This is a genomic window from Kitasatospora phosalacinea (genome assembly GCF_030268885.1).
Classification (GTDB): Bacteria; Actinomycetota; Actinomycetes; order Streptomycetales; family Streptomycetaceae; genus Kitasatospora; species Kitasatospora phosalacinea_C.
On sequence record NZ_BSSA01000030.1, the window covers coordinates 83,752 to 103,139 of the forward strand.

Here is a 19,388-nt window from a genome sequence, read left to right on the forward strand (position 1 = left end):
AAAACCGACCAGTGGACGGCGAACCTGGCCCACCCGCGGAGCGGGCCCGCGGCCCTAGCGTCCTCGCCATGGACAACGAACCGATCCTGCTCGACTCGGTCCGGATGGCCCGCTTCGTGGCCCGCGGCTCCCTCCGGCTGGACGCGGTCGTGCCCGCGGACCTGAACGCCGAGGCGCTGACCGTGCTGGCGCAGGAGGTGCCCCCGGTCCCGTACGGGACGCCCCTGGCGCGGGCGTACGCCCCCGACTCCTTCCCCGCCAGGCTGCTGGCGGTCCCGCAGGTCGCGGGCGCGCTGCGCAGCCTGGTCGGCCCCGGACCGCTCGTGGACCACCACGCCGTCCACGTCCGGGAGCCCCGCGGCGGGGACGCGCAGCCGCTGCACGCGGACGCCATCATCGACGTCAGGCCGGACGCCTTCGACGTGCAACTCATGTACTACCCGCAGGAGGTGACGCTGGAGATGGGCGGCACGCTCAGCGTCCCCGGCAGCCACCTGCGCCGGACCAACGAGACCGACACCGGCCGCTACCAGAACCTCCGCGGCCAGGACCGGCTGGTCTGCCCGGCCGGGACGGTGGTGTTCGTGCACCACGGCCTCTGGCACGGCGGCCGCCGCAACGACAGCGACACCACCCGCTACATGTTCAAGATCCGCTTCAACCCGACGGTCCGCCAGCGCCTCCTGTGGGACACCTCGGACCTGCACGACCCGCGCGTGCGCGCCGAACTGGACGTCCACTTCCCCTGGTACGAACAGGCCACCGGCCGCCTGGAGCGCTACAACCGCGCCCTGCTGTGGCGCGAACTGACCGGCGACCCCGACTTCGACCTCGACCACTGGGTGACCAGGGTCTCCAACCGGCCCCAGGAGGCGACGGCATGACGGCCGACCCCCGCACGGACACCGCCCCCGCCCCCGTCCTCCGCCAGCAGGTGCTCGTGCTGTACCTGAGCACCTCCGCACTGGACTCCGAGGTGCTCGGCTGGTCGCGCTACGACGGCACCGGTCGCACCTCCCCGACCACGGGGGACGGCGCGGAGCCGCCCTACGGCACCGGACTCGACGCGCTCAAGGACGGCTGGCGGCTGATCCAGGCCGCCCAGCTCCTGCCGCCCCACCCGGGCCACGAGTACGACGTCTCCTTCCTCAAGCACGAGTTCTTCCTCGAACGGATCGAACGGATCGAACGGGTCGAGGACCCCCGCACCGGCGCGTGACGGGCCCCGGCGGGTGTCGGGCCCTGGCGGGTGTCGGCCCGGCCGGCGGTCAGGCCGGCCCGGACAGGTACGCCAGTACCGCCAGCACCCGCCGGTTGTCCGACGGGGAGGCGAGCAGCCCGAACTTCGCGAACACCGAGGCGACGTGCTTCTCCACCGCGCGCTCCGACACCGACAGGCGCTCGGCCACCGCCCGGTTCGACCGGCCCTCCGCCATCAGCGCCAGGACCTCCCGCTCGCGGGAGGTCAGTGCGTCGACCGCGCTGCGGCGGCGGGCCCGCACCAGGTGGCCGACCACCTCCGGGTCCAGCGCGGTGCCGCCCGCCGCGACCCGGTGCAGGGCCTCCACGAACTCCGAGGTGCGGGCCACCCGCTCCTTCAGCAGGTAGCCGACCCCGGCCGCGCCGTCCGCCAGCAGCCGCTCCGCCCAGGAGGGCTCCAGGTGCTGGGAGAAGACCAGCACCCCGACCCCCGGGTGCGACTCCCGGATCCGCAGCGCCGCCCGGAGGCCCTCGTCGGTGTGGGTCGGCGGCATCCGCACGTCCACCACCGCGACCTGCGGACGGTGCGCCGCGACCGCCGCCAGCAGGTCCTCCGCGGTGGCGACCGCCGCGAGGACCGCGCAGCCGCGCACCGCCAGCAACTCCGCCATGCCGTCCCGGAGCACCGCCGAGTCCTCGGCCAGCACCACCCGCAGCCGTTCCTCCGTCATCCCCCCATTGTGGCCCGGCCCGAACGCCCGTCAGTCCACCGGCGCCGCCCGGCGCCTGACCACCCGCGGGCCCTCGTCCGCGGAGACCGGCCACAGCCGGATCCGCACCCGGCGCTGTCGCACGCAGTCGCAGGGGTCGACCGGCCCGGCGGGCCCCGGGAACCGGTTCGCGAAGACCTGCCGGGGCTGCTTCTCGTCCATCCGCCCACCCTACGGACCCACCGGGGCCCGGGGCAGGGGGATGGTGCGTACGATGGCGAACCGTGCTGATCTGGATCAACGGGCCGTTCGGCGGGGGCAAGACCCAGACCGCCCACCACCTGGCCCACCGCCTGCCCGGCGCCGCGATCTGCGACCCCGAGCACCTCGGCTTCGGGCTGCGCCGGATGCTCCCGCCCGACCTGCGCGGCGACTTCCAGGACCTGCCCGCCTGGCGCCGCGGCACCGTCGAGGTCCTCGACCTCGCCGCCCGCGAACACCCCGGTCCGGTGCTCGTCCCGATGACCGTCACCGACACCCGCTACTTCGCCGAGACCGTCGGACGGCTGCGCGAACTCGGCCACGACGTGCGGCACTTCACCCTGCTCGCCGACCGCGCCACCGTCCTGCGCCGCCTCGCCGAACGCGACCTCGTCCACCGCCTGCGCCGCCTGGCCGGGCTGAACGGCCCGCGCCCGCGCGAGAGCTTCGCCGTCGCCCGGCTGGACGACTGCCTCACCCGCCTCGCCGCCCCCGCCTTCGCCACCCACCTCACCACCGACCGCCTGAGCATCCGGCAGACCGCCGAGCGCATCGCCGACCTCGCGGGCCTGCACCTGCGCCCCGACACCGACTCCCCGCTGCGGGCGAGCCTGCGCCGGGCCGCGGTGAAGGTCCGTCACATCCGCCTGGGCTAGGAACGGCCCGGAGGCGTGCCGCGTCCTCCGGCGTCCCGGGCCGCTGCGGGTGCCGGGGCCCGTCAGGCCCGCGGTTCCAGGGGCGGCCGGTCGTGGGCCTGCCCGATGACCTGCTCGGCGAGTTCGCGGGCGGCTGCGGCCGGGTCGGTCGCGGGGCGGGTCGCGCCGGCGGCGAGTGCGCCGTCGACGAGCAGCAGCAGTTGGTCGCCGGCGGCGGCGGGCCGGGGGTGGCCGAGGCGGGCGAGTTCGGCGGCGAACAGGGCGGCGACGCGTTCGCGGTACTCGCGGGTGACGGCGTGGCCGGGGTGCTCGGGGTCGGCGAGGGCGAGGTCGGCGGCGAGGTAGCGGCAGCCGCGGTAGCCGTCCCCGGCGACGATCTCGCCGATCCGGTCGAAGACCGCCAGCAGCCGGGCGCGCGGGTCGTGGCCCGCGGCGTCCATGGTCCGCCGGTAGCGGGCCTCGTCCTCGGCGGCGCTGCGCCGCAGCACCTCGGTGATCAGGCCGTCCTTGCCGCCGAAGTGCTCGTACAGCGAGCGGCGGGCGACGCCTGCGCCCTTGAGCAGCGCGTCCACGCCGACGCCCATGCCGTGCTGGTACGTCAACTCCTGGGCGGCGTCGAGGAGTCGCTGTCGGGGGCCGGGTTCGGTGCGGGTGCTCATGGGTTCAGGGTGCCAGGGGTTGACCGGTAGATCAACCGGTCTATACATTCACGGCCGACAGTGATAGACCGACTGTTCTATCTACGAGGAGTCCCCGTGTCACCTCGCACCACCACGGACGTGACCGCCCCCGCGCGGATGCGCAGCTACCACGTCGACAGCGGCGCCGGCATCGACGGCCTCACCCTGCGCGAGCACCCCGTCCCCGCGCCCGGACCGGGCCAGGTCCTGGTCGCGGTCCGGGCCGTCTCGCCCAGCTACCGCGACCTGCTGGTCCTCGGCGGCCGGTACGTGCTCCCCGTCCGGCCCGACGTCGTGCCCGTCGCGGAAGGGGCGGGCGAGGTCGTCGCGCTCGGGCCCGGCGTCGACACCGTCCTGGTCGGTGACCGGGTGACGGCGTCGCTCTTCCCGAGCTGGCAGGACGGCCCGTTCGGCCTGCTGCACCTGCCGCAGCTCGGCGGCACGCTGGACGGGCTGCTCACCGAGTACGCGCTGCTCGACGCGCACGCGCTGGTCCCGGTGCCCGCGCACCTCTCGTACGCCGAGGCGGCGACCCTGCCCTGCGTCGCCGTGACCGCGTGGAACGCGCTCACCGGCGACGGCGGACTGCGCCCCGGCCAGACCGTGGTCACCCAGGGATCGGGCGGGGTGTCGCTGTTCGCCCTGCAACTCGCGCGGGCGCTCGGCGCCCGGGTGGTCGCCACCACCAGCGGGCCCGCCAAGGCCGCGCGGCTGGCCGCGCTCGGGGCGGACCGGGTGGTCGACTACCGCGCCGAACCGGACTGGCCCGCCGCCGTCCGCGACGCCACCGGCGGTGCCGGCGCGGACCGGGTGGTCGACGTGGTCGGCCGGCTCGACGAGTCGGTGCGCGCCGTCGCCCTCGGCGGGCACATCGCGATGGTCGGCTTCGTCTCGGAGACCGCCCCGCCGATCGACGCCCGGCGGCTCTTCGCTTCCGGCGCGGTCCTGCGGCCGGTCGCGGTCGGCAGCCGCGCGCAGTTCCGCGAACTCACCAAGGTCGTCGAGCAGCACCGGATCCGCCCGGTGATCGACCGGTCCTTCCCCTTCGACCGGGCCGTGGACGCCTTCCGGCACTACGCCTCCGGCTCGGCCTTCGGCAAGGTGGTGATCGAACTGCCGCCCCCCGCGGCTTGAGGCCCCCACCGCGGACGCGCGGGCGCCGTCGCCCACCCGCCCGACCCCGGCGGCCTTCAGGCGCCCTCCTCCGGGATTTCCACGATCACCAGGGTGCCCCGGCTGCCCGGCCCGACCGCGTGCGCGGTGTCCGCCGGGACGGTGAACAGCTCGCCGGTGCGGAGCGGGACCGGGGCGCTGTCCACCAGCAGTTCCAGGCGGCCGTCGAGGACGAGGAGGGTCTCGGCGGTGCGGTGGCGTTCCTCCGGCAGCGGGGTGCCGTCCATCCGCAGGACCTTCACGCAGGCCGCGCCGGCCCGGCCGACCGGGAGCGAGTCCCACGCCCCCGGGAGCCGGGCCGCCACGTCCGACAGGTTGAGCACACTCATGGCACGCGCCTTCCGGCAGGCCCGCGCGGGGAACCGGGGGCCCGCCCGTCGAGTTGACCGGACGGCCCGAAACTACCCGTCCGGGGGCGGGAGTTGGTCGACCGTTCGGTAAAGACCGCGGCCGGGCGGGATCAGTGCGGGGAGGGATCAGCGCGGGGCGGGCCCGGCGAGGGCGTCCCAGCGGGTGAAGCCCGCGGTGAACAGGGCGCGGACGGCGGCGGTCTCGGCGGGCGTCCAGGATTCGGGGTCGGAGGTCGGGTCGAGCGCCGTGCCGCCGAACAGCTTGTCGTAGGCGCTGTCGTGCACCGGGCCCTCGGCGGGCAGGGCGCCGGGCAGGTCGGTGAAGAAGTTCCAGGTGTCGAGGAGGAGCCGGCAGCTCGCGGGCGGCTGCCGCTCGGGGGCTTCGGTCCAGAGGCGGGCGGCGGTCAGGTCGAGGGTGTTCCCCGCGCCCCAGAAGAAGTCCAGCCCGTGGTGCAGGCAGTGGGCCTCGGCCGCGGCCGGGTCGGGGAAGCGCAGCAGGAGACCGTCCGGGCCGGTGAGGAAGGTGTCGGGCTCGTCGTTCTCGCCGAGGCGCCACAGCAGGGTCGGGTCACCGGTGGGGGTCAGGACGCGGTACGGATAGTGGTCGGGCACGGGGCGAGGGTAGCCCGGCGGGGTGGCGGGGTGGGTTGCGGGGCGGTAACTGCGACAATGGACGGCGACGATCTTCGGGTCTGCGCACCGGACAGTGAGCAGACAGCAACAGACAGACAGTGAGGTTGCCTTGTCCAAGGTCAAACTGAGCACCAATCACGGCGACATCGTGATCCGGCTGGACGCCGAGAAGGCTCCGGCGACGGTCGCCAACTTCCTGCAGTACGTCCGGGACGGCTTCTACAGCGGCACCGTCTTCCACCGGGTCATCGACGACTTCATGGTGCAGGGCGGCGGCATGGAGCCGGGCCTGCGCCGCAAGGAGACCCGCGCCCCGATCCAGAACGAGGCCGACAACGGCCTGAAGAACACCCGCTACACCGTGGCGATGGCCCGCACCGCGGACCCGCACTCGGCCACCGCGCAGTTCTTCATCAACGTCGCGGACAACGCCTTCCTCGACCACACCGCCAAGAGCGGCCCGGGCTGGGGCTACGCCGTGTTCGGCGAGGTCGTCGAGGGCCGGGAGGTGGTGGACGAGATCAAGTCGGTGCCCACCACCTCCAAGGGCGGCCACGCGGACGTCCCCAAGGAGGACGTGCTGCTGGTCAGCGCCGAGGTCGTCGAGTAGCCGGAACCCCCGGGCGACGGCGCCGCGCAGCCCGCCGCCCCGCCCCGGAGGAACGGGGCGGGGCGGCGGGCCCGGGCCTCAGGGGCCGACCGTCAGGGCCGCCGTCAGCGGGAGCTCGCCGCAGTGCGGGCCCGCCTGCAGGACGAAGCCGCCGGGCTCGGTCCGCCAGCCCCGCTCCGCCACCGACCAGTGCTCCAACGCCCGCGCGGGCACCCGCAGTTCCACCTCGACCTGCTCGCCTGGCCCGGCCTCCGCGGCGCCGAAGGCGGCCAGCCAGCGCACCGGCCGCTCCAGCGCCGAACCCGGCCGCGACAGGTACAGCTGCACCGTCTCCCGGGAGCGCCGCGGCCCCTCGTTGCGCAGCACCACCCGCACCGTGCGCGAGCCGTCCGCCGCCGGGGCCGAGGGCGCGCCCAGTGCCAGGTAGCGCCACTCGCCCCAGCCCAGCCCGTGCCCGAACCAGTACGCGGGGGAGCGGCCGGTGCGCAGCCAGCCCCGGTGGCCCAGGTGCAGGCCCTCCGCGTACTCCAGCCGCCCGTCGGTCGGGGCGGTCGCGTACACCGGGCAGTCGGCCTCGGCGTCCGGCCAGGTGGTGGGCAGCCGCCCGCCCGGCTCGGACCGGCCCAGCAGCACCTCGGCCAGCGCGTCCCCGCCCTCCTGGCCGGGGAACCAGCAGGTCAGCACCGCACCCACCCGCTCGCGCCAGGGCAGCAGCACCGGGCTGCCGGTGTTCACCACCACCACCGTGCGCGGGTTGGCCGCCGCCACCGCCGCCACCAGCTCGTCCTGGCGGCCCGGCAGCCGCAGGCCCGCCCGGTCGAAGCCCTCGCTCTCGTGCTCGTCCGTGGTGCCGACCACCACCACCGCGACGTCCGCCGCCGCGGCCAGCTCCACCGCGTGCGCGAACTCCCGCTCCAGCTCCGCCTCCGGCGGGTCGGCGGCCAGCACCAGCACCCGGCCGTGCGCGGCCTCCACCGTCCGCCGGGCCAGCAGCGCGACCTGCTGGCCCGCCGCCAGCTCCAGCTCCACCTGCCGGAACGAGGGCGACACGTGCAGGTACGTCGGGTCGTCCGAGAGCGGCTCGACGTACTCCTCCAGCAGCACCTCCCCGTCCGCCTCCAGGCGCAGCGCGCCCAGGCCCACCACGCCCAGGCGCCAGCGGCCCGCGGACGGCGCGGTGAACCGGGTCGCCACCTCGACGGTGCGCACCGGCGCCAGGTCGACCTCCCCGGCCGGCTCCAGCACCCGCCCGGTCGCCCGCGCCTCGGTGTGCACCGGCGAGCCGTCGGCCGCCAGGTAGCGCACCAGCACGCCCGGCGCCGAACCGTCCGGCAGCACGCAGTCCGCGGCCGCCAGCGGCGTCGGACGCAGGTTGGTGCGCACCCCCGGCGCGTACACCAGCTCCACCGCCGGGTCCAGCGCCGCGCGCAGGCCCGCCAGCGGCGAGACCGGCGCGGCCGGGAACACCGAGGCGCTGCCGCCGCCCTGCACCCGGGCCGTCGCCGCGTTCGGGCCGATCAGCGCGACCCGGCGCAGCGCCGACTCCTCCAGCGGCAGCAGCCGCTGCGGGTTGTGCAGCAGCACGGTGCCCGCGACGGCCGCCGCCCGCAGCGCCCCCCGGGTCGCCGGGTCGGTGGGCACCGGCTCCCGCCCGCCCGCCGCGGGCGGGTCGAACGCGCCGACCCGCTCCGCGAGCCGCAGCAGCCGCGCCACCTTGTCGTCCAGCGCGGCCGCCGATACCCGGCCGGCCCGCACCGCCGCCGCCAGCGCCGCGCCCCACGCCGGATTGGGCCCCGGCATCGACAGGTCGCAGGCCGCGGCCCCCGGCCCGTCCGCCGCGTGCACCGACCCCCAGTCCGAGACCACCAGCCCGTCGAAGCCCCACTCGCCCTTCAACGGCTCGGCCAGCAGCGGGTGTTCGACCATCGACGTCCCGTTGACCCGGTTGTACGCCGACATCACCGCCCACACCCCGGCCCGCACCGCCGCCTCGAACGGCGCCAGGTACACCTCGCGCAGCGTCCGCTCGTCCACCCGGGCGTCCACGGTCAGCCGCTCGGTCTCCGAGTCGTTCGCCACGTAGTGCTTGGCCGTCGCCGCGACCCCGCGCGCCTGCACGCCCGCGACGTACGCCGCCCCGATCCGGGCGGTCAGCAGCGGGTCCTCCGAGAAGCACTCGAAGTTCCGCCCGCCCAGCGGCGAGCGGTGCAGGTTCAACGTCGGCGCCAGCACCACGTGCACGCCCTTGCGCCGGGCCTCCGCCGCCAGCAACCCGCCCATCCGGGCGGCCAGTTCCTCGTCCCAGGACGCGGCCAGCGCGGTCGCGCACGGCAGCAGCAGCGCGGTGTCCGCCTCGTCCCACCGCTCCCCGCGCACCCCGACCGGCCCGTCCGAGCAGACGACCGGGTGCATCCCGATCGCGGGCTCCGCACTGGTGCGGAAGGTGTCCCCGCCGGAGACCAGCCGGGCCTTCTGCTCCAGGTCGAGCACCTGGTGGTCGGATTCGCTTGCAGAGGCGGTGAGTTGAGGTGACATGGAGAGCTGGGTCATCCTTTCGTGGCTCCTTGCATGATGCCGTCGATGATCTGGCGGCCCATCAGGAGGAATGCGACGAGGACGGGCGCGCTGGCGACCAGGGCGCCGGTGAGGACCAGCGAGTAGTCCTTGATGTAGCCGCTGGCGAGTTCGGAGAGGGTGAGCTGGACGGTCGGGTTCTGCTGGGTCATGACGACCTTGGGCCAGTAGAAGTCGTTCCAGGCGGCCATGAAGGTGAGCATGCCCAGGACGCTCATCGCGGGGCGGGCGGCGGGCAGCACCACGTGCCAGACCAGGCCGCGGGTGGTGCAGCCGTCCATCCGGCCGGCGTCCAGGAGTTCGTCGGGGACGGCGCCGACCAGGTACTGGCGCATGAAGAACAGGCCGAAGGCGTTGGCCGCGGCCGGGACGATCAGGGCCTGCAGGTGGTCGGCCCAGTGGAACCAGTTCGCCATCATGATGTAGAGCGGGATGATGCCCAGCTGGGTGGGGACCATCATGGTGGCGACCACCGAGGCCAGCAGCGGGCCCCGGCCGCGGAAGCGGAGCTTGGCGAAGGCGAAGCCGCCCAGGGTGCTGGTCAGCACCACGCTGGCGGTGACGGTGGTGGCCACGACCAGCGAGTTGACCATCGCCAGCCGCAGGTCGGTCTGGGCGAACACCTGGGTGGCGTTGTGCCAGAGCCGGCCGCCGGGCAGCAGCACCGGGGGCATCCGGTGGATCTCGGTGTTGGAGCGGGAGGCCGCCACCAGCGTCCAGTACAGCGGGAAGAGCGAGAGCAGCACGGCGGCGCCGAGGACGACGTACACGCCGCGTCCGGCGGTCAGCTGCCGGGTGGCACGGGAGCGTCCGGCGGTCATTCGGCACCTCGCATCCGGCGCGCGGCCAGGAAGTTGACGGCGGCGACCAGCACGATCAGCAGGAACATCGCCCAGGAGATCGCCGCGCCGTAGCCGTACTTGAAGCGGCCCCAGAACTGGTTGTACGAGTACAGGGCCAGGGTCTGGAACTGGTGCTGGGAGCCGCCGGTGGTCGGGTCCTGCTGCTGGCTGAACAGCATCGGCTCGCCGAACAGCTGCAGCGCGCCGATGGTGGAGACGATGACGGTGAACAGGATCGTCGGCCGCAGCATCGGGATCGTGATCGAGCGGAACTGCCGCCAGCGGCTCGCCCCGTCCAGCGCGGCCGCCTCGTACAGCTCGAACGGGACGGACTGCATCGCGGCCAGGTAGAGCAGGGCGTTGTAGCCCGTCCAGCGCCAGGTGACGATCGCGGCGATCGCCGACCAGGAGGAGAGGGTGCCGGCCTGCCAGTCGACGTGGTCGACGCCGAACAGCGACAGGAACCAGTTGACCATGCCGAAGTCGCGGCCGAACAGCTGGACGAAGATCAGCGTGACGGCGGCCACCGAGGTGACGTTCGGCAGCAGGATGCCCAGGCGCATCAGGGTGCGGCCGCGCATCCGGTAGTTGAGCAGGTGGGCCAGGCCGAGCGCGAGCAGCAGTTGCGGGACGGTGGCCAGCACGCCGATGCCCAGGGTGTTCTTGACGGCGTTCCAGAAGAACGGGTCGTCCAGCAGCCTGCGGTAGTTCTCCAGGCCGACCCACCGGCCCTCGCTGCCGGGGCGGTCGGCCCGCCAGGCGGTGAACGAGACGTAGCCGGTGTACAGCATCGGGAACAGCCCGAAGACGCCGAAGACCACGAAGAACGGCGAGAGGTACAGGTAGGGCGAGACGGTGCGGTCGAGCCGGTGCCAGCGGTGGCCGGCGGGGCGGGCGGGGGCGCGGGCGCCGCGGGCGGCGGCGGTCGATGCGGCCAAGGGGAGCTCCCGGGGGCGGGGACGGGACGGGGACGGGGCGGGCGGGTGGCGCGGTGCCGGTGCGGCGTCAGGTCCGCACCGGCACCGCGGGTCTCGGGGGAGCGGACCGTCAGTTGACGATGTTGCCGACGTCCTTGAGGGCCTGCTTCCAGGCGCCGTCCGGGTCGGCCTTGCCCTGCTCGATCGAGGTCAGCGCGTTGCCGAGGGCGGTGCCGATCTCCGCGCCGTGCGCGCCGAGCGGCTGCGGGTTCAGGTCGCGGGCCGACTGGGAGAAGATCCTGCCGGTCGGGGCGTTGTTGAACAGCGGGTCGGTGTGCTCGGCGATGTCGGGCTGGGTCCACAGCGCCTGGTCGGAGGGGAAGTAGCCCTTCTCCTTGAAGAGCCGGGCCTCCTGCTCGGGGGCGGTGAGCCACTTGGCCAGCTCGGCGGCGGCCTTGGTGTGCTTGCCGGACTTCGGGACGGTCAGGTACGAGCCGCCCCAGTTGCCGCCGCCGCCGGGGATCCGGGCGATGTCCCACGTGCCGCCGTCGGCGGGCGGGTTGGCCTTGAACTCGTAGCTCATCCAGGCCGGGCAGGCGACGGTGGCGAACTGGCTCTTCTGGAAGCCGGTGTCCCAGGCGGGGGTGAACGCCTGGATGCCCGCGGACTCGCCGTCCCTGACGGCACCGGCCACCAGGTCGAAGGACTGCTTGACGGCCGGGTTGGTGGTGACCACGACCTTGCCCTCGGCGTCGTAGACGCCCTGCGGGGCCTGGGCCAGGATCGCGCTGAACAGGTTGCCGCCGCTGTCGAACCAGCGGACGTCCTTGTTCGGGCTGGCGGCCAGGAACTGCTTGCCCGCGGCCAGGTAGGACGGCCAGTCCTTCATCAGCGCGGCGACCGCCTCGCGGTCAGTGGGCAGGCCCGCGGCCTTGAACAGGTCGCTGCGGTAGCACAGCGCCAGGCCGCCCATGTCGGTGCCCAGGCCGAACAGCACCTTGCCGTCGGGGCTGGAGGCGGGGGCGGTCTTGGACGGCACCCACTGGTCCTTGCTGACGCCGTTGTCCAGGAAGTTGAGGAACTTCCCGGCCTCCGGCTGGAAGCCCGCGACCTGCCCGATCTCGATCGCCTCGACGTCGGCGGTGCCGGAGCCGGCCAGCAGGTGGGCGTGCAGGTTCTGGTGGTGCGCGCCCATGTCGGCGCGGTTCTCCTTGACGGTGACGTTCGGGTGGGCCTGCTCGTACTCCTTGTACAGGTCCGCGTAGCCGAAGTCGGAGAACAGGTTCACCGTGAGGGTGATCTTCGCGTTCGGGTCCTCGTCCGCGGACGGGCCGCCGCCGCTGCCGCTGGAGCAGGAGGTCGCGGCGGTCAGGGCCAGCACCAGCAGCGCGGAGCAGGCGAGCAGGCGGCCTCTCGGGCCGGTGCGGGGCAGGGGAACGGGCATGGAACGGCTCCTCGCGGGGATGGCAGGTGGGGCCCGGGAGCTGCGCTCTGGGAGAGCGCTCTCCCGGGTGGCATCCGGAGCTTGGTCGCTCCACCCGTCCCCCGTCAAGGGGTGCGGTCGCGAAACATCACAGTCGTAGCTGGGGTTTGACGACGTTTCGCTGGCGAACGAACTGTCGTCGCCCTTGACACGGGTGAAACAACGGGGCAACCATCACTGGCGTAGTGAGAGAGCGCTCTCCCTGATCCGGGCACCGGCCCTCGACGGTGCCGCCCCCACCCCACCCGATCGGGAGCCCCGATGCCCGCCCCACCCCTGCCCGCCCCACCCCTGCCCGCCCCCCGGCCCGTGCGGCCGACCACCTCCGCACCCCCGCACCGCGCCCTGGCCGCGGCCCTCGCCGCCGCGCTGGTCGCCGCGCTGGTCCTGCTGCTGCCCGTCGGCCGGGCCCAGGCCGCCCCCGTCCTGCTCTCGCAGGGCAGGACCGCCACCGCCTCCAGCACCGAGAACTACGGCACCCCCGCGTCCAACGCCGTCGACGGCAACACCGGCACCCGCTGGTCCTCGGCGAACACCGACCCGCAGTGGCTGCAGGTCGACCTCGGCGCACCCGCCGCGCTCAGCTCCGTCACCCTGCAGTGGGAGGCGGCGTACGCGAAGGGCTACCAGATCCAGCTGTCCACCGACGGCACCGCCTGGACCACCGCGTACACCACCGCCAACGGCGCGGGCGGCACCGAGACCGTCCCGGTCACCGGCACCGCCCGCTACGTGCGGATGTACGGCACCGCCCGGGCCACCGGCTACGGCTACTCGCTCTGGGAGTTCCAGGTCTACGGCGCCACCGGCGGCGCCCAGGGCTGCGGCACCGCGAACGCCGCCAAGGGCAGGACCGCCACCGCCTCCAGCACCGAGAACTACGGCACCCCCGCCTCCAACGCCGTCGACGGCGACACCGGCACCCGCTGGTCCTCGGCGGCCGCCGACCCGCAGTGGCTGCAGGTCGACCTCGGCTCCGCGCAGAGCGTCTGCGGCACCTCGGTCAGCTGGGAGAGCGCCTACGCCAAGGCGTACCGGATCCAGCTGTCCACCGACGGCACCGGCTGGACCGACGCCTGGAGCACCACCAACGGCGCGGGCGGCACCGAGAAGCAGGAGTTCACCGGCACCGCCCGCTATGTCCGCCTGTACGGCACCGCCCGGGCCACCGGCTACGGGTACTCCGTCTGGGAGTTCCAGGTGTTCACCGGCTCCGGCGGCAGCACCGGCCCCAGCCCGACCCCGACGCCGACCCCCACCGGCACCACCCCGCCCGGCAACTGGACCACCGTGTTCAGCGACAACTTCACCGGCGGCCCCGGCAGCGCCCCCTCCGCCGACAACTGGACGGTGCGCACCGGCACCTCCGAGCCCGGCGGCGCCGCCAACTGGGGCACCGGCGAGATCCAGAACGACACCGCCAACCCGGCCAACGTCGCGATCGACGGCAACGGCCACCTCAACCTGACCGCCGTCCGCGACGGCAGCGGCAACTGGACCTCCGGCCGGGTCGAGAGCAGGCGCGGCGACTTCGCCGCCCCCGCGGGCGGACAGCTGCTGATCTCCGCGCAGATCAAGCAGCCCGGCGTCGCCGACGGCACCGGCTACTGGCCGTCCTTCCGCGCCGTCGGGGCGAACGACCGCAGCGGCGGCTGGCCGAGCACCGGCGAGACCGACATCCTCGAGGACGTCAACGGCCGCAGCCAGACCTCCGCCACCCTGCACTGCGGAACGGCCCCCGGCGGCAACTGCAATGAGTACAACGGCATGACCAGCGGACTCGCCTCCTGCCCCGGCTGCCAGAGCGACTACCACACCTACAGCCAGGTCATCGACCGCACCGTCAGCGACGAGCAGATCCGCTGGTACCTCGACGGCCGGCAGATCTGGCAGGTCAACGAGTCCCAGGTCGGCACCACCGACTGGAAGAACGCCGTCGACCACGGCTTCAAGCTGGTCTTCAACCTCGGCATCGGCGGCTCCTTCCCCGACAGCGTCTGCGGCTGCACCACGCCCAGCGCCACCACCACCTCCGGGGGCGCGCTGTCCATCGGCACCGTCACCGTCGCCACCACCACCGGCACCGCCCCCGCCGCCCTCGCCGACCCGCCCGTCCCCACCGGGAAGAGCACCGTCAAGGTCACCGGCAGCCAGGGCAACTGGGGCCTGAGCGTCAACGGCCGGCCCTACCAGCTCAAGGGCGTCACCTGGGGCCCCGCCCAGTCCACCGCCGACGCGCACATGCGCGACCTCAAGGCGCTGGGCGTCAACACCCTGCGCACCTGGGGCACCGACGCGGCCAGCAAGCCGCTGCTGGACGCCGCCGCCGCGTACGGGCTCAAGGTCGTCAACGGCTTCTGGCTCAACCAGGGCGCCGACTACGTCAACGACACCGCCTACAAGACCAGCACCCTCGACTCCATCAAGCAGTGGGTGACCACCTACAAGGACCACCCCGGCGTGCTGATGTGGGACGTCGGCAACGAGGTCATCCTCACCACCCAGGACCACGCCTACAACGGCGCCACGGTGGAGCAGGAGCGCGTCGCCTACGCCCAGTTCGTCGAGCAGGTCGCCCAGGCGATCCACGCCGTCGACCCCGACCACCCGGTCACCTCCACCGACGCCTACACCGGCGCCTGGGCGTACTACAAGCAGTACGCCCCCAGCCTCGACCTGCTGGCCGTCAACTCCTACGGCGCGGTCTGCAACGTCAAGCAGGACTGGACCAACGGCGGCTACACCAAGCCGTACATCGTCACCGAGTCCGGCGACGCGGGCGAGTGGGAGGTCCCGAACGACGCCAACGGCGTCCCCACCCAGCCCACCGACACCCAGAAGCGCGACGGCTACACCAGCGCCTGGAACTGCATCTCCGGCCACACCGGCGTCGCGCTCGGCGCCACCATCTTCAACTACGGCACCGAGAACGACTTCGGCGGCACCTGGTTCAACCTGATCCCCGGCGGCTGGAAGCAGCCCGCCTACTACTCCGTCGCCAAGTCCTACGGCGGCAGCGCCAAGGACGGCAACACCCCGCCGGTGATGCCGAACGTCACCCTGAGCAAGACCTCCGACGTCCCGGCCGGCGGCACCTTCACCGTCAGCGCGCCCGCCACCGACCCCGACGGCGACCTGGTCCGCTACCAGCTGTACTACAGCTCCAAGTACGTGGACGGCGGCACCGGCTTCAGCCAGGTCCGCTTCACCCAGACCGGCGACGGCCAGTTCACCGTCACCGCGCCCAGGACCCTGGGCGTCTGGAAGGTCTACGTCTACGCCTACGACGGCCACGGCAACGTCGGCATCGAGTCGAAGTCCTTCCGCACCGTCGCCCCCACCCCCGGCGGCACCAACGTCGCCAAGGGCAAGGCCACCACCGCCTCCAGCTACCAGGCCGTCGGCAACGGCGCCCCCTACCCGCCGTCCAACACCACCGACGGCAACTGGTCCACCCGGTGGGCCAGCGAGTGGGCCGACCCGCAGTGGCTCCAGGTCGACCTGGGCCAGACCACCTCGTTCAAGCACGTGCAGCTCGGCTGGGAGTCCGCGTACGGCAAGGCGTACCAGATCCAGACCTCCACCGACGGCACCAACTGGACCACGGTCTACACCCAGGCCAACGGCACCGGCGGCATCGAGGACATCGACGTCAACGGCAGCGGACGCTACGTCCGGGTCGCCATGACCCAGCGCGGCACCGCCTACGGCTACTCGATGTACGAGTTCGGCGTCTACGCCTGACGACCGGACGACGCAGGGGCGCCCGGACCGTGCCACCGGACCGGACGCCCCGCCGAAGAGCACCCGGTGCCGCGCGGCAGGGAGCGCCGCGCGGCACCGGGCCCCCACCCACCCTTCCTCACCCGGAGGTCCGATGAAACACCGCACCTCGCGCGGCGCGCCCCACCGCACCGCGCTCGCCGGGGCCCTCGCCGCGATCCTCGCGGCCGGCGCCCTCACCGGCGGCGTCCTCGCCCAGCAGGCGGCCGCCGCCGCCGACCCGCTGATCAGCCAGTCCAAGCCGGTCACCGCCTCGTCCGTGGAGAGCGCGAGCTTCCCCGCCGCGGCCGTCGCCGACAACAACCTCGCCACCCGCTGGGCCAGCGCCTGGACCGACTCCCAGTGGGTCCAGATCGACCTCGGCGGCACCGCGAGCATCAGCCACGTCGAACTCGACTGGGAGGCCGCGTACGCCAGCGGCTACCAGCTGCAGACCAGCAACGACGCCACCACCTGGACCACCGTCTACACCAAGGCCAACGGCACCGGCGGCACCGAGCAGATCGACCTCGCCGGCAGCGGACGGTACATCCGGCTCAACCTCACCAAGCGGGCCACCGGATACGGCTACTCGGTGGAGGAGTTCAAGGTCTACGGCCAGGTCTCCACCGCCACCACCGGCTACGTCCCGGCCAACCCCCAGGTCACCGGCGTCACCCCCGCCACCGGGAACCCGCCGCACGCCTACTTCCACGAGTTCCAGGCCAACTGCACCGCCACCCACGACCTGCCCGACGACCCGATCGTCTACCCGGGCAAGCCCGGCGCCTCGCACATGCACACCTTCATGGGCGCCACCAACACCAACGCCAACTCCACGCTGGAGTCGCTGCAGGCGAGCACCACCAGCTGCCTCGCCCCCGGCGACAAGTCCGGCTACTGGATGCCCACCATGTACGACGGCGACACCCCCGTCGACCCGGTCGGCCTGCAGACCATCTACTACAAGAGCGGCATCAACGACTACACCGCCGTCCGCCCCTTCCCGGCCGGCCTGCGGTTCGTCGTCGCCAGCCCCACCGACAGCGCCACCGACTTCGCCACCCACCCCGGCTACGTGGCCGGCTGGGAGTGCGGCACCAGCTACCACACCTCCGACCTGCCCACCAGCTGCCCCGGCGGCGGCCAGATCGACATCCGCTTCCAGGCCCCCAGCTGCTGGAACGGCCTGTACCTGGACACCCCCGACCACAAGAGCCACATGGCCTACCCCATCGACGGGGTCTGCCCGGCCGACCACCCGGTCGCGCTGCCGATGATCGAGTTCAAGATGGCCTTCCCGGCCAACCTGGACCACCTCGCCCAGCTCCACCTCTCCAGCGGACGCGGGTTCTCCTTCCACTACGACTTCTTCAACGCCTGGGACGCTCCGACCCTGGCCGCGATGGTCAACCACTGCATCGTCGGCGGGCTCCAGTGCAACGCCCGCGGCTACGACGAGAACCAGCCCGGCAAGGGCGCGGCGCTCAACGAGCAGTACCTTCTGCCGTAAGCCCTGAGCCGTAGCCCCACCGCGGACCCCGGCCCCGCCGCCACGGACCCCACATCCGGCGGCGGGGCCGGCCCGCGCCCCACCCCCACGGAGGACCACCGATGAGGCTTCGCCGCACCGCCGCGCTGCTCCTGCTGCCCCTGCTCGCCGCCGTCGGCTGCGGGTCGGGCACCACCCCCGCGGCCGGGCCCCCGCCCGCCGCGGCACCCCCGGCGTCCGCGGCGCCCTCGTCCAGCGCGCCCGACCGGCCCTCCGACGCCACCTCGATGATCTGCAACCCGTACTTCCGGCAGGAACTCGCCGGGGCGCTCGGCACCGACATCGTCCAACCCCTCGCCCCCACCTGGGAGAAGCGCGTCTACAGCTGCGAGTACCGCTACGACCGGGGCAGCATGACGCTCTCGGTCAAGGAGCTGCCCGACGCCGCCACCGCGCTCGCCCAGTACGACGGCCTGCGCGGCAGCGCCGGGGCGGTCACCGACCTGAACGGCCTCGGCGAGGCCGCGTACAAGCGCGCCGACGGCACCACCGTGGTGCGCAAGGACAGCTTCGTGCTCACCGTCGACGTCGCCAAGCTGCCCGAGACCTTCGGCACGCCCCCGCGCAGCCGGGCGGACGTCGCCGTGATGACCGCCACCACCGTCATGATCTGCTGGCAGGAGCACAGTTCCTGATCGGACGCGGCCCGGGAGGGCCACTGCCGACCGGGCGCGCCCGGGGGAGCGCCCCCGGCCGCGCCCGGCCCCGGCGCGCCCCGCTTCCCGCCCGGGGAACGGGTGGGGAGCGGCGTCGACCACGGTTCGGAACGGGCTGGGAGAGCGCTCTCCGAGCGTGCTATAAAGGGCCCCATGAGCAGCGAAGCCCTCAAGCGCGCCACCACCCTGGAGGACGTGGCGCGGGTCGCGGGCGTCTCCCGGGCCACCGTCTCCCGCGTCATCAACGGCGTCCGCAACGTGGACCCCGCGATCCAGGACGCCGTCCGCCAGGCCATCACCCGCACCGGCTACGTCCCCAACAGCGCCGCCCGCTCGCTGGTCACCCGGCGCACCGGCGCCCTCGCCCTGGTCATCTCCGGCAGCGACGCCCCCGAGACCCCCGACCACCACGTCGGCGGCGAGATCTTCGCCGACCCCTTCTTCGGACGCGTCGTCAGCGGCGTCTTCACCGGCCTGCGCCCGCTCGACCTGCACCCCGTCCTGATGCTCGCCGACAGTGCCGAGGCCCGCGACAAGGCGCTCACCTACCTGCGGCAGGGCAACGCCGACGGCGCCATGGTCGTCTCCACCCACAGCCGCGACCCGCTCCCCGCCCAACTCCTCGCCGCCGGGATCCCCACCGTCCTGTTCGGCCGCCCCCCGACGCCGCTCTCGCTCTCCTGCGTCGACCTCGACAACCGCGAGGGCGGCCGGATCGCGGCCGACCACCTGCACGCCCGCGGCCGCCACCGGGTCGCCGCCGTCTCCGGGCCGCTCGGCGTCCGCGCCGCCCGCGACCGGCTCTCCGGCTTCCGGGAGGCGATGGCCGACCACGGAATCCACCAACTCCCGCACGTCGAAGGCGACTTCACCCGCGAGGACGGCGAACGCGCGATGGCCTCGCTGCTGCGCCGCTACCCCGACCTGGACGGCGTCTTCGCCGCCAACGACCTGATGGCCCAGGGCGCCCTCGCCGTCCTCGCCGAACACCGGCGCCGCGTCCCCGAGGACATCGCGGTGATCGGCTTCGACGACTCCTCCGCCGCGACGGCCGGACGCCCCCACCTCACCACCGTCCGCCAGCCCGTCGAGGAGATGGCCGCCGAGATGACCCGCGTCCTGCTCGACCACCTCGCCCGCCCCGGCCGCGCCGCCACCACCGTCCTGTTCGAACCCACCCTGATCGAGCGCCAGTCCGCCTGAGAAAGTGTGGGGTAATTGATCAACTGCGTGGCGTGATCGCTGGGGGTGGTCGTCGCGGTCGAGATGTCCGCGATGATCGCCGCCATGTGTGTCTGCGCGTGCAAGCCGTCCTACGAGTCGTCTCTG

The 19,388-nt window shown here is 73.6% G+C and carries 17 protein-coding genes and 2 pseudogenes; 10 read left to right on the forward strand and 9 right to left on the reverse strand.

Translation table 11 applies throughout. The features are described 5' to 3' along the window. Nucleotides 1–68 precede the first annotated feature (68 nt). Together QSK52_RS31535 and QSK52_RS31540 are read left to right on the forward strand one after the other, a co-directional pair. Nucleotides 69–884 (forward strand): phytanoyl-CoA dioxygenase family protein, encoded by an 816-nt coding sequence (locus QSK52_RS31535; RefSeq protein ID WP_285739641.1) that lies wholly within the window; start codon nt 69–71, stop codon nt 882–884. Further along, the gene (locus tag QSK52_RS31540) at nt 881–1,219 is read left to right on the forward strand and encodes a hypothetical protein (RefSeq protein ID WP_285739642.1); all 339 of its coding nucleotides are present in this window, start codon (nt 881–883) and stop codon (nt 1,217–1,219) included. Before QSK52_RS31535 ends, QSK52_RS31540 begins: the two co-directional genes overlap by 4 nt. Nucleotides 1,220–1,268: 49 nt before the next feature. On the opposite strand, the gene QSK52_RS31545 is transcribed toward QSK52_RS31540, so the two are convergent. Both QSK52_RS31545 and QSK52_RS31550 read right to left on the reverse strand, forming a co-directional pair. Beyond that, the gene (locus QSK52_RS31545) at nt 1,269–1,931 is read right to left on the reverse strand and encodes a response regulator transcription factor (RefSeq protein ID WP_285739643.1); all 663 of its coding nucleotides are present in this window, start codon (nt 1,929–1,931) and stop codon (nt 1,269–1,271) included. 30 nt (nt 1,932–1,961) lie between these two features. Beyond that, the gene (locus tag QSK52_RS31550; RefSeq protein WP_285739644.1) at nt 1,962–2,132 is read right to left on the reverse strand and encodes a hypothetical protein; all 171 of its coding nucleotides are present in this window, start codon (nt 2,130–2,132) and stop codon (nt 1,962–1,964) included. Nucleotides 2,133–2,194: 62 nt separating this feature from the next. On the opposite strand from QSK52_RS31550, the gene QSK52_RS31555 reads away from it, so the two are divergent. After that, a complete protein-coding gene (locus QSK52_RS31555) occupies nt 2,195–2,827 on the forward strand; it encodes an AAA family ATPase (RefSeq protein WP_285739645.1) in 633 nt (210 codons plus the stop codon). Between the two features lie 62 nt (nt 2,828–2,889). On the opposite strand, the gene QSK52_RS31560 is transcribed toward QSK52_RS31555, so the two are convergent. Next, nucleotides 2,890–3,486 (reverse strand): TetR/AcrR family transcriptional regulator, encoded by a 597-nt coding sequence (locus tag QSK52_RS31560; protein ID WP_285739646.1) that lies wholly within the window; start codon nt 3,484–3,486, stop codon nt 2,890–2,892. Between the two features lie 96 nt (nt 3,487–3,582). On the opposite strand from QSK52_RS31560, the gene QSK52_RS31565 reads away from it, so the two are divergent. Then, on the forward strand, nt 3,583–4,641 hold the full coding sequence (locus tag QSK52_RS31565; protein ID WP_352230333.1) for a zinc-dependent alcohol dehydrogenase family protein: 1,059 nt from the start codon (nt 3,583–3,585) through the stop codon (nt 4,639–4,641). 56 nt (nt 4,642–4,697) lie between these two features. Here QSK52_RS31565 and QSK52_RS31570 read toward each other — a convergent pair whose 3' ends face one another. Further along, a complete protein-coding gene (locus QSK52_RS31570) occupies nt 4,698–5,009 on the reverse strand; it encodes a cupin domain-containing protein (protein ID WP_285739647.1) in 312 nt (103 codons plus the stop codon). 147 nt (nt 5,010–5,156) lie between these two features. After that, the gene (locus QSK52_RS31575; RefSeq protein ID WP_285739648.1) at nt 5,157–5,642 is read right to left on the reverse strand and encodes a hypothetical protein; all 486 of its coding nucleotides are present in this window, start codon (nt 5,640–5,642) and stop codon (nt 5,157–5,159) included. A gap of 130 nt (nt 5,643–5,772) precedes the next feature. On the opposite strand from QSK52_RS31575, the gene QSK52_RS31580 reads away from it, so the two are divergent. Continuing rightward, nucleotides 5,773–6,273 (forward strand): peptidylprolyl isomerase, encoded by a 501-nt coding sequence (locus tag QSK52_RS31580; RefSeq protein ID WP_285739649.1) that lies wholly within the window; start codon nt 5,773–5,775, stop codon nt 6,271–6,273. A gap of 78 nt (nt 6,274–6,351) precedes the next feature. Here QSK52_RS31580 and QSK52_RS31585 read toward each other — a convergent pair whose 3' ends face one another. From QSK52_RS31585 to QSK52_RS31600, 4 genes are all read right to left on the reverse strand, one after another. Continuing rightward, nucleotides 6,352–8,823, reverse strand: a complete 2,472-nt coding sequence (locus QSK52_RS31585; RefSeq protein WP_352230334.1) for a glycoside hydrolase family 3 C-terminal domain-containing protein — start codon at nt 8,821–8,823, stop codon at nt 6,352–6,354. Continuing rightward, nucleotides 8,820–9,668: a carbohydrate ABC transporter permease gene (locus tag QSK52_RS31590; RefSeq protein WP_285739650.1), complete on the reverse strand. Its 849-nt coding sequence runs from the start codon at nt 9,666–9,668 to the stop codon at nt 8,820–8,822. Before QSK52_RS31590 ends, QSK52_RS31585 begins: the two co-directional genes overlap by 4 nt. Further along, a complete protein-coding gene (locus tag QSK52_RS31595) occupies nt 9,665–10,627 on the reverse strand; it encodes a carbohydrate ABC transporter permease (RefSeq protein WP_285739651.1) in 963 nt (320 codons plus the stop codon). Before QSK52_RS31595 ends, QSK52_RS31590 begins: the two co-directional genes overlap by 4 nt. A 109-nt stretch (nt 10,628–10,736) precedes the next feature. Next, a complete protein-coding gene (locus tag QSK52_RS31600; RefSeq protein ID WP_285739652.1) occupies nt 10,737–12,050 on the reverse strand; it encodes an ABC transporter substrate-binding protein in 1,314 nt (437 codons plus the stop codon). A gap of 300 nt (nt 12,051–12,350) precedes the next feature. Here QSK52_RS31600 and QSK52_RS31605 point away from each other — a divergent pair, with 300 nt between their 5' ends. From QSK52_RS31605 to QSK52_RS31620, 5 genes and pseudogenes are all read left to right on the forward strand, one after another. Continuing rightward, complete coding sequence (locus tag QSK52_RS31605) at nt 12,351–15,833, forward strand: discoidin domain-containing protein (RefSeq protein ID WP_285739653.1); 3,483 nt, start codon at nt 12,351–12,353, stop codon at nt 15,831–15,833. 133 nt (nt 15,834–15,966) lie between these two features. After that, nucleotides 15,967–16,386 (forward strand): annotated as a pseudogene (locus QSK52_RS39550) (discoidin domain-containing protein); the annotation flags it as partial. Nucleotides 16,387–16,491: 105 nt separating this feature from the next. Next, a pseudogene (locus tag QSK52_RS39555) lies at nt 16,492–17,364 on the forward strand (DUF1996 domain-containing protein); the annotation flags it as partial. A 101-nt stretch (nt 17,365–17,465) separates the two neighbouring features. Further along, nucleotides 17,466–18,038 carry a hypothetical protein gene (locus QSK52_RS31615; RefSeq protein WP_285739655.1) on the forward strand — a complete coding sequence of 191 codons (573 nt, stop codon included), beginning with the start codon at nt 17,466–17,468 and terminating at the stop codon, nt 18,036–18,038. 174 nt (nt 18,039–18,212) lie between these two features. Further along, nucleotides 18,213–19,262 carry a LacI family DNA-binding transcriptional regulator gene (locus QSK52_RS31620; protein ID WP_285739656.1) on the forward strand — a complete coding sequence of 350 codons (1,050 nt, stop codon included), beginning with the start codon at nt 18,213–18,215 and terminating at the stop codon, nt 19,260–19,262. Nucleotides 19,263–19,388 lie beyond the last annotated feature (126 nt).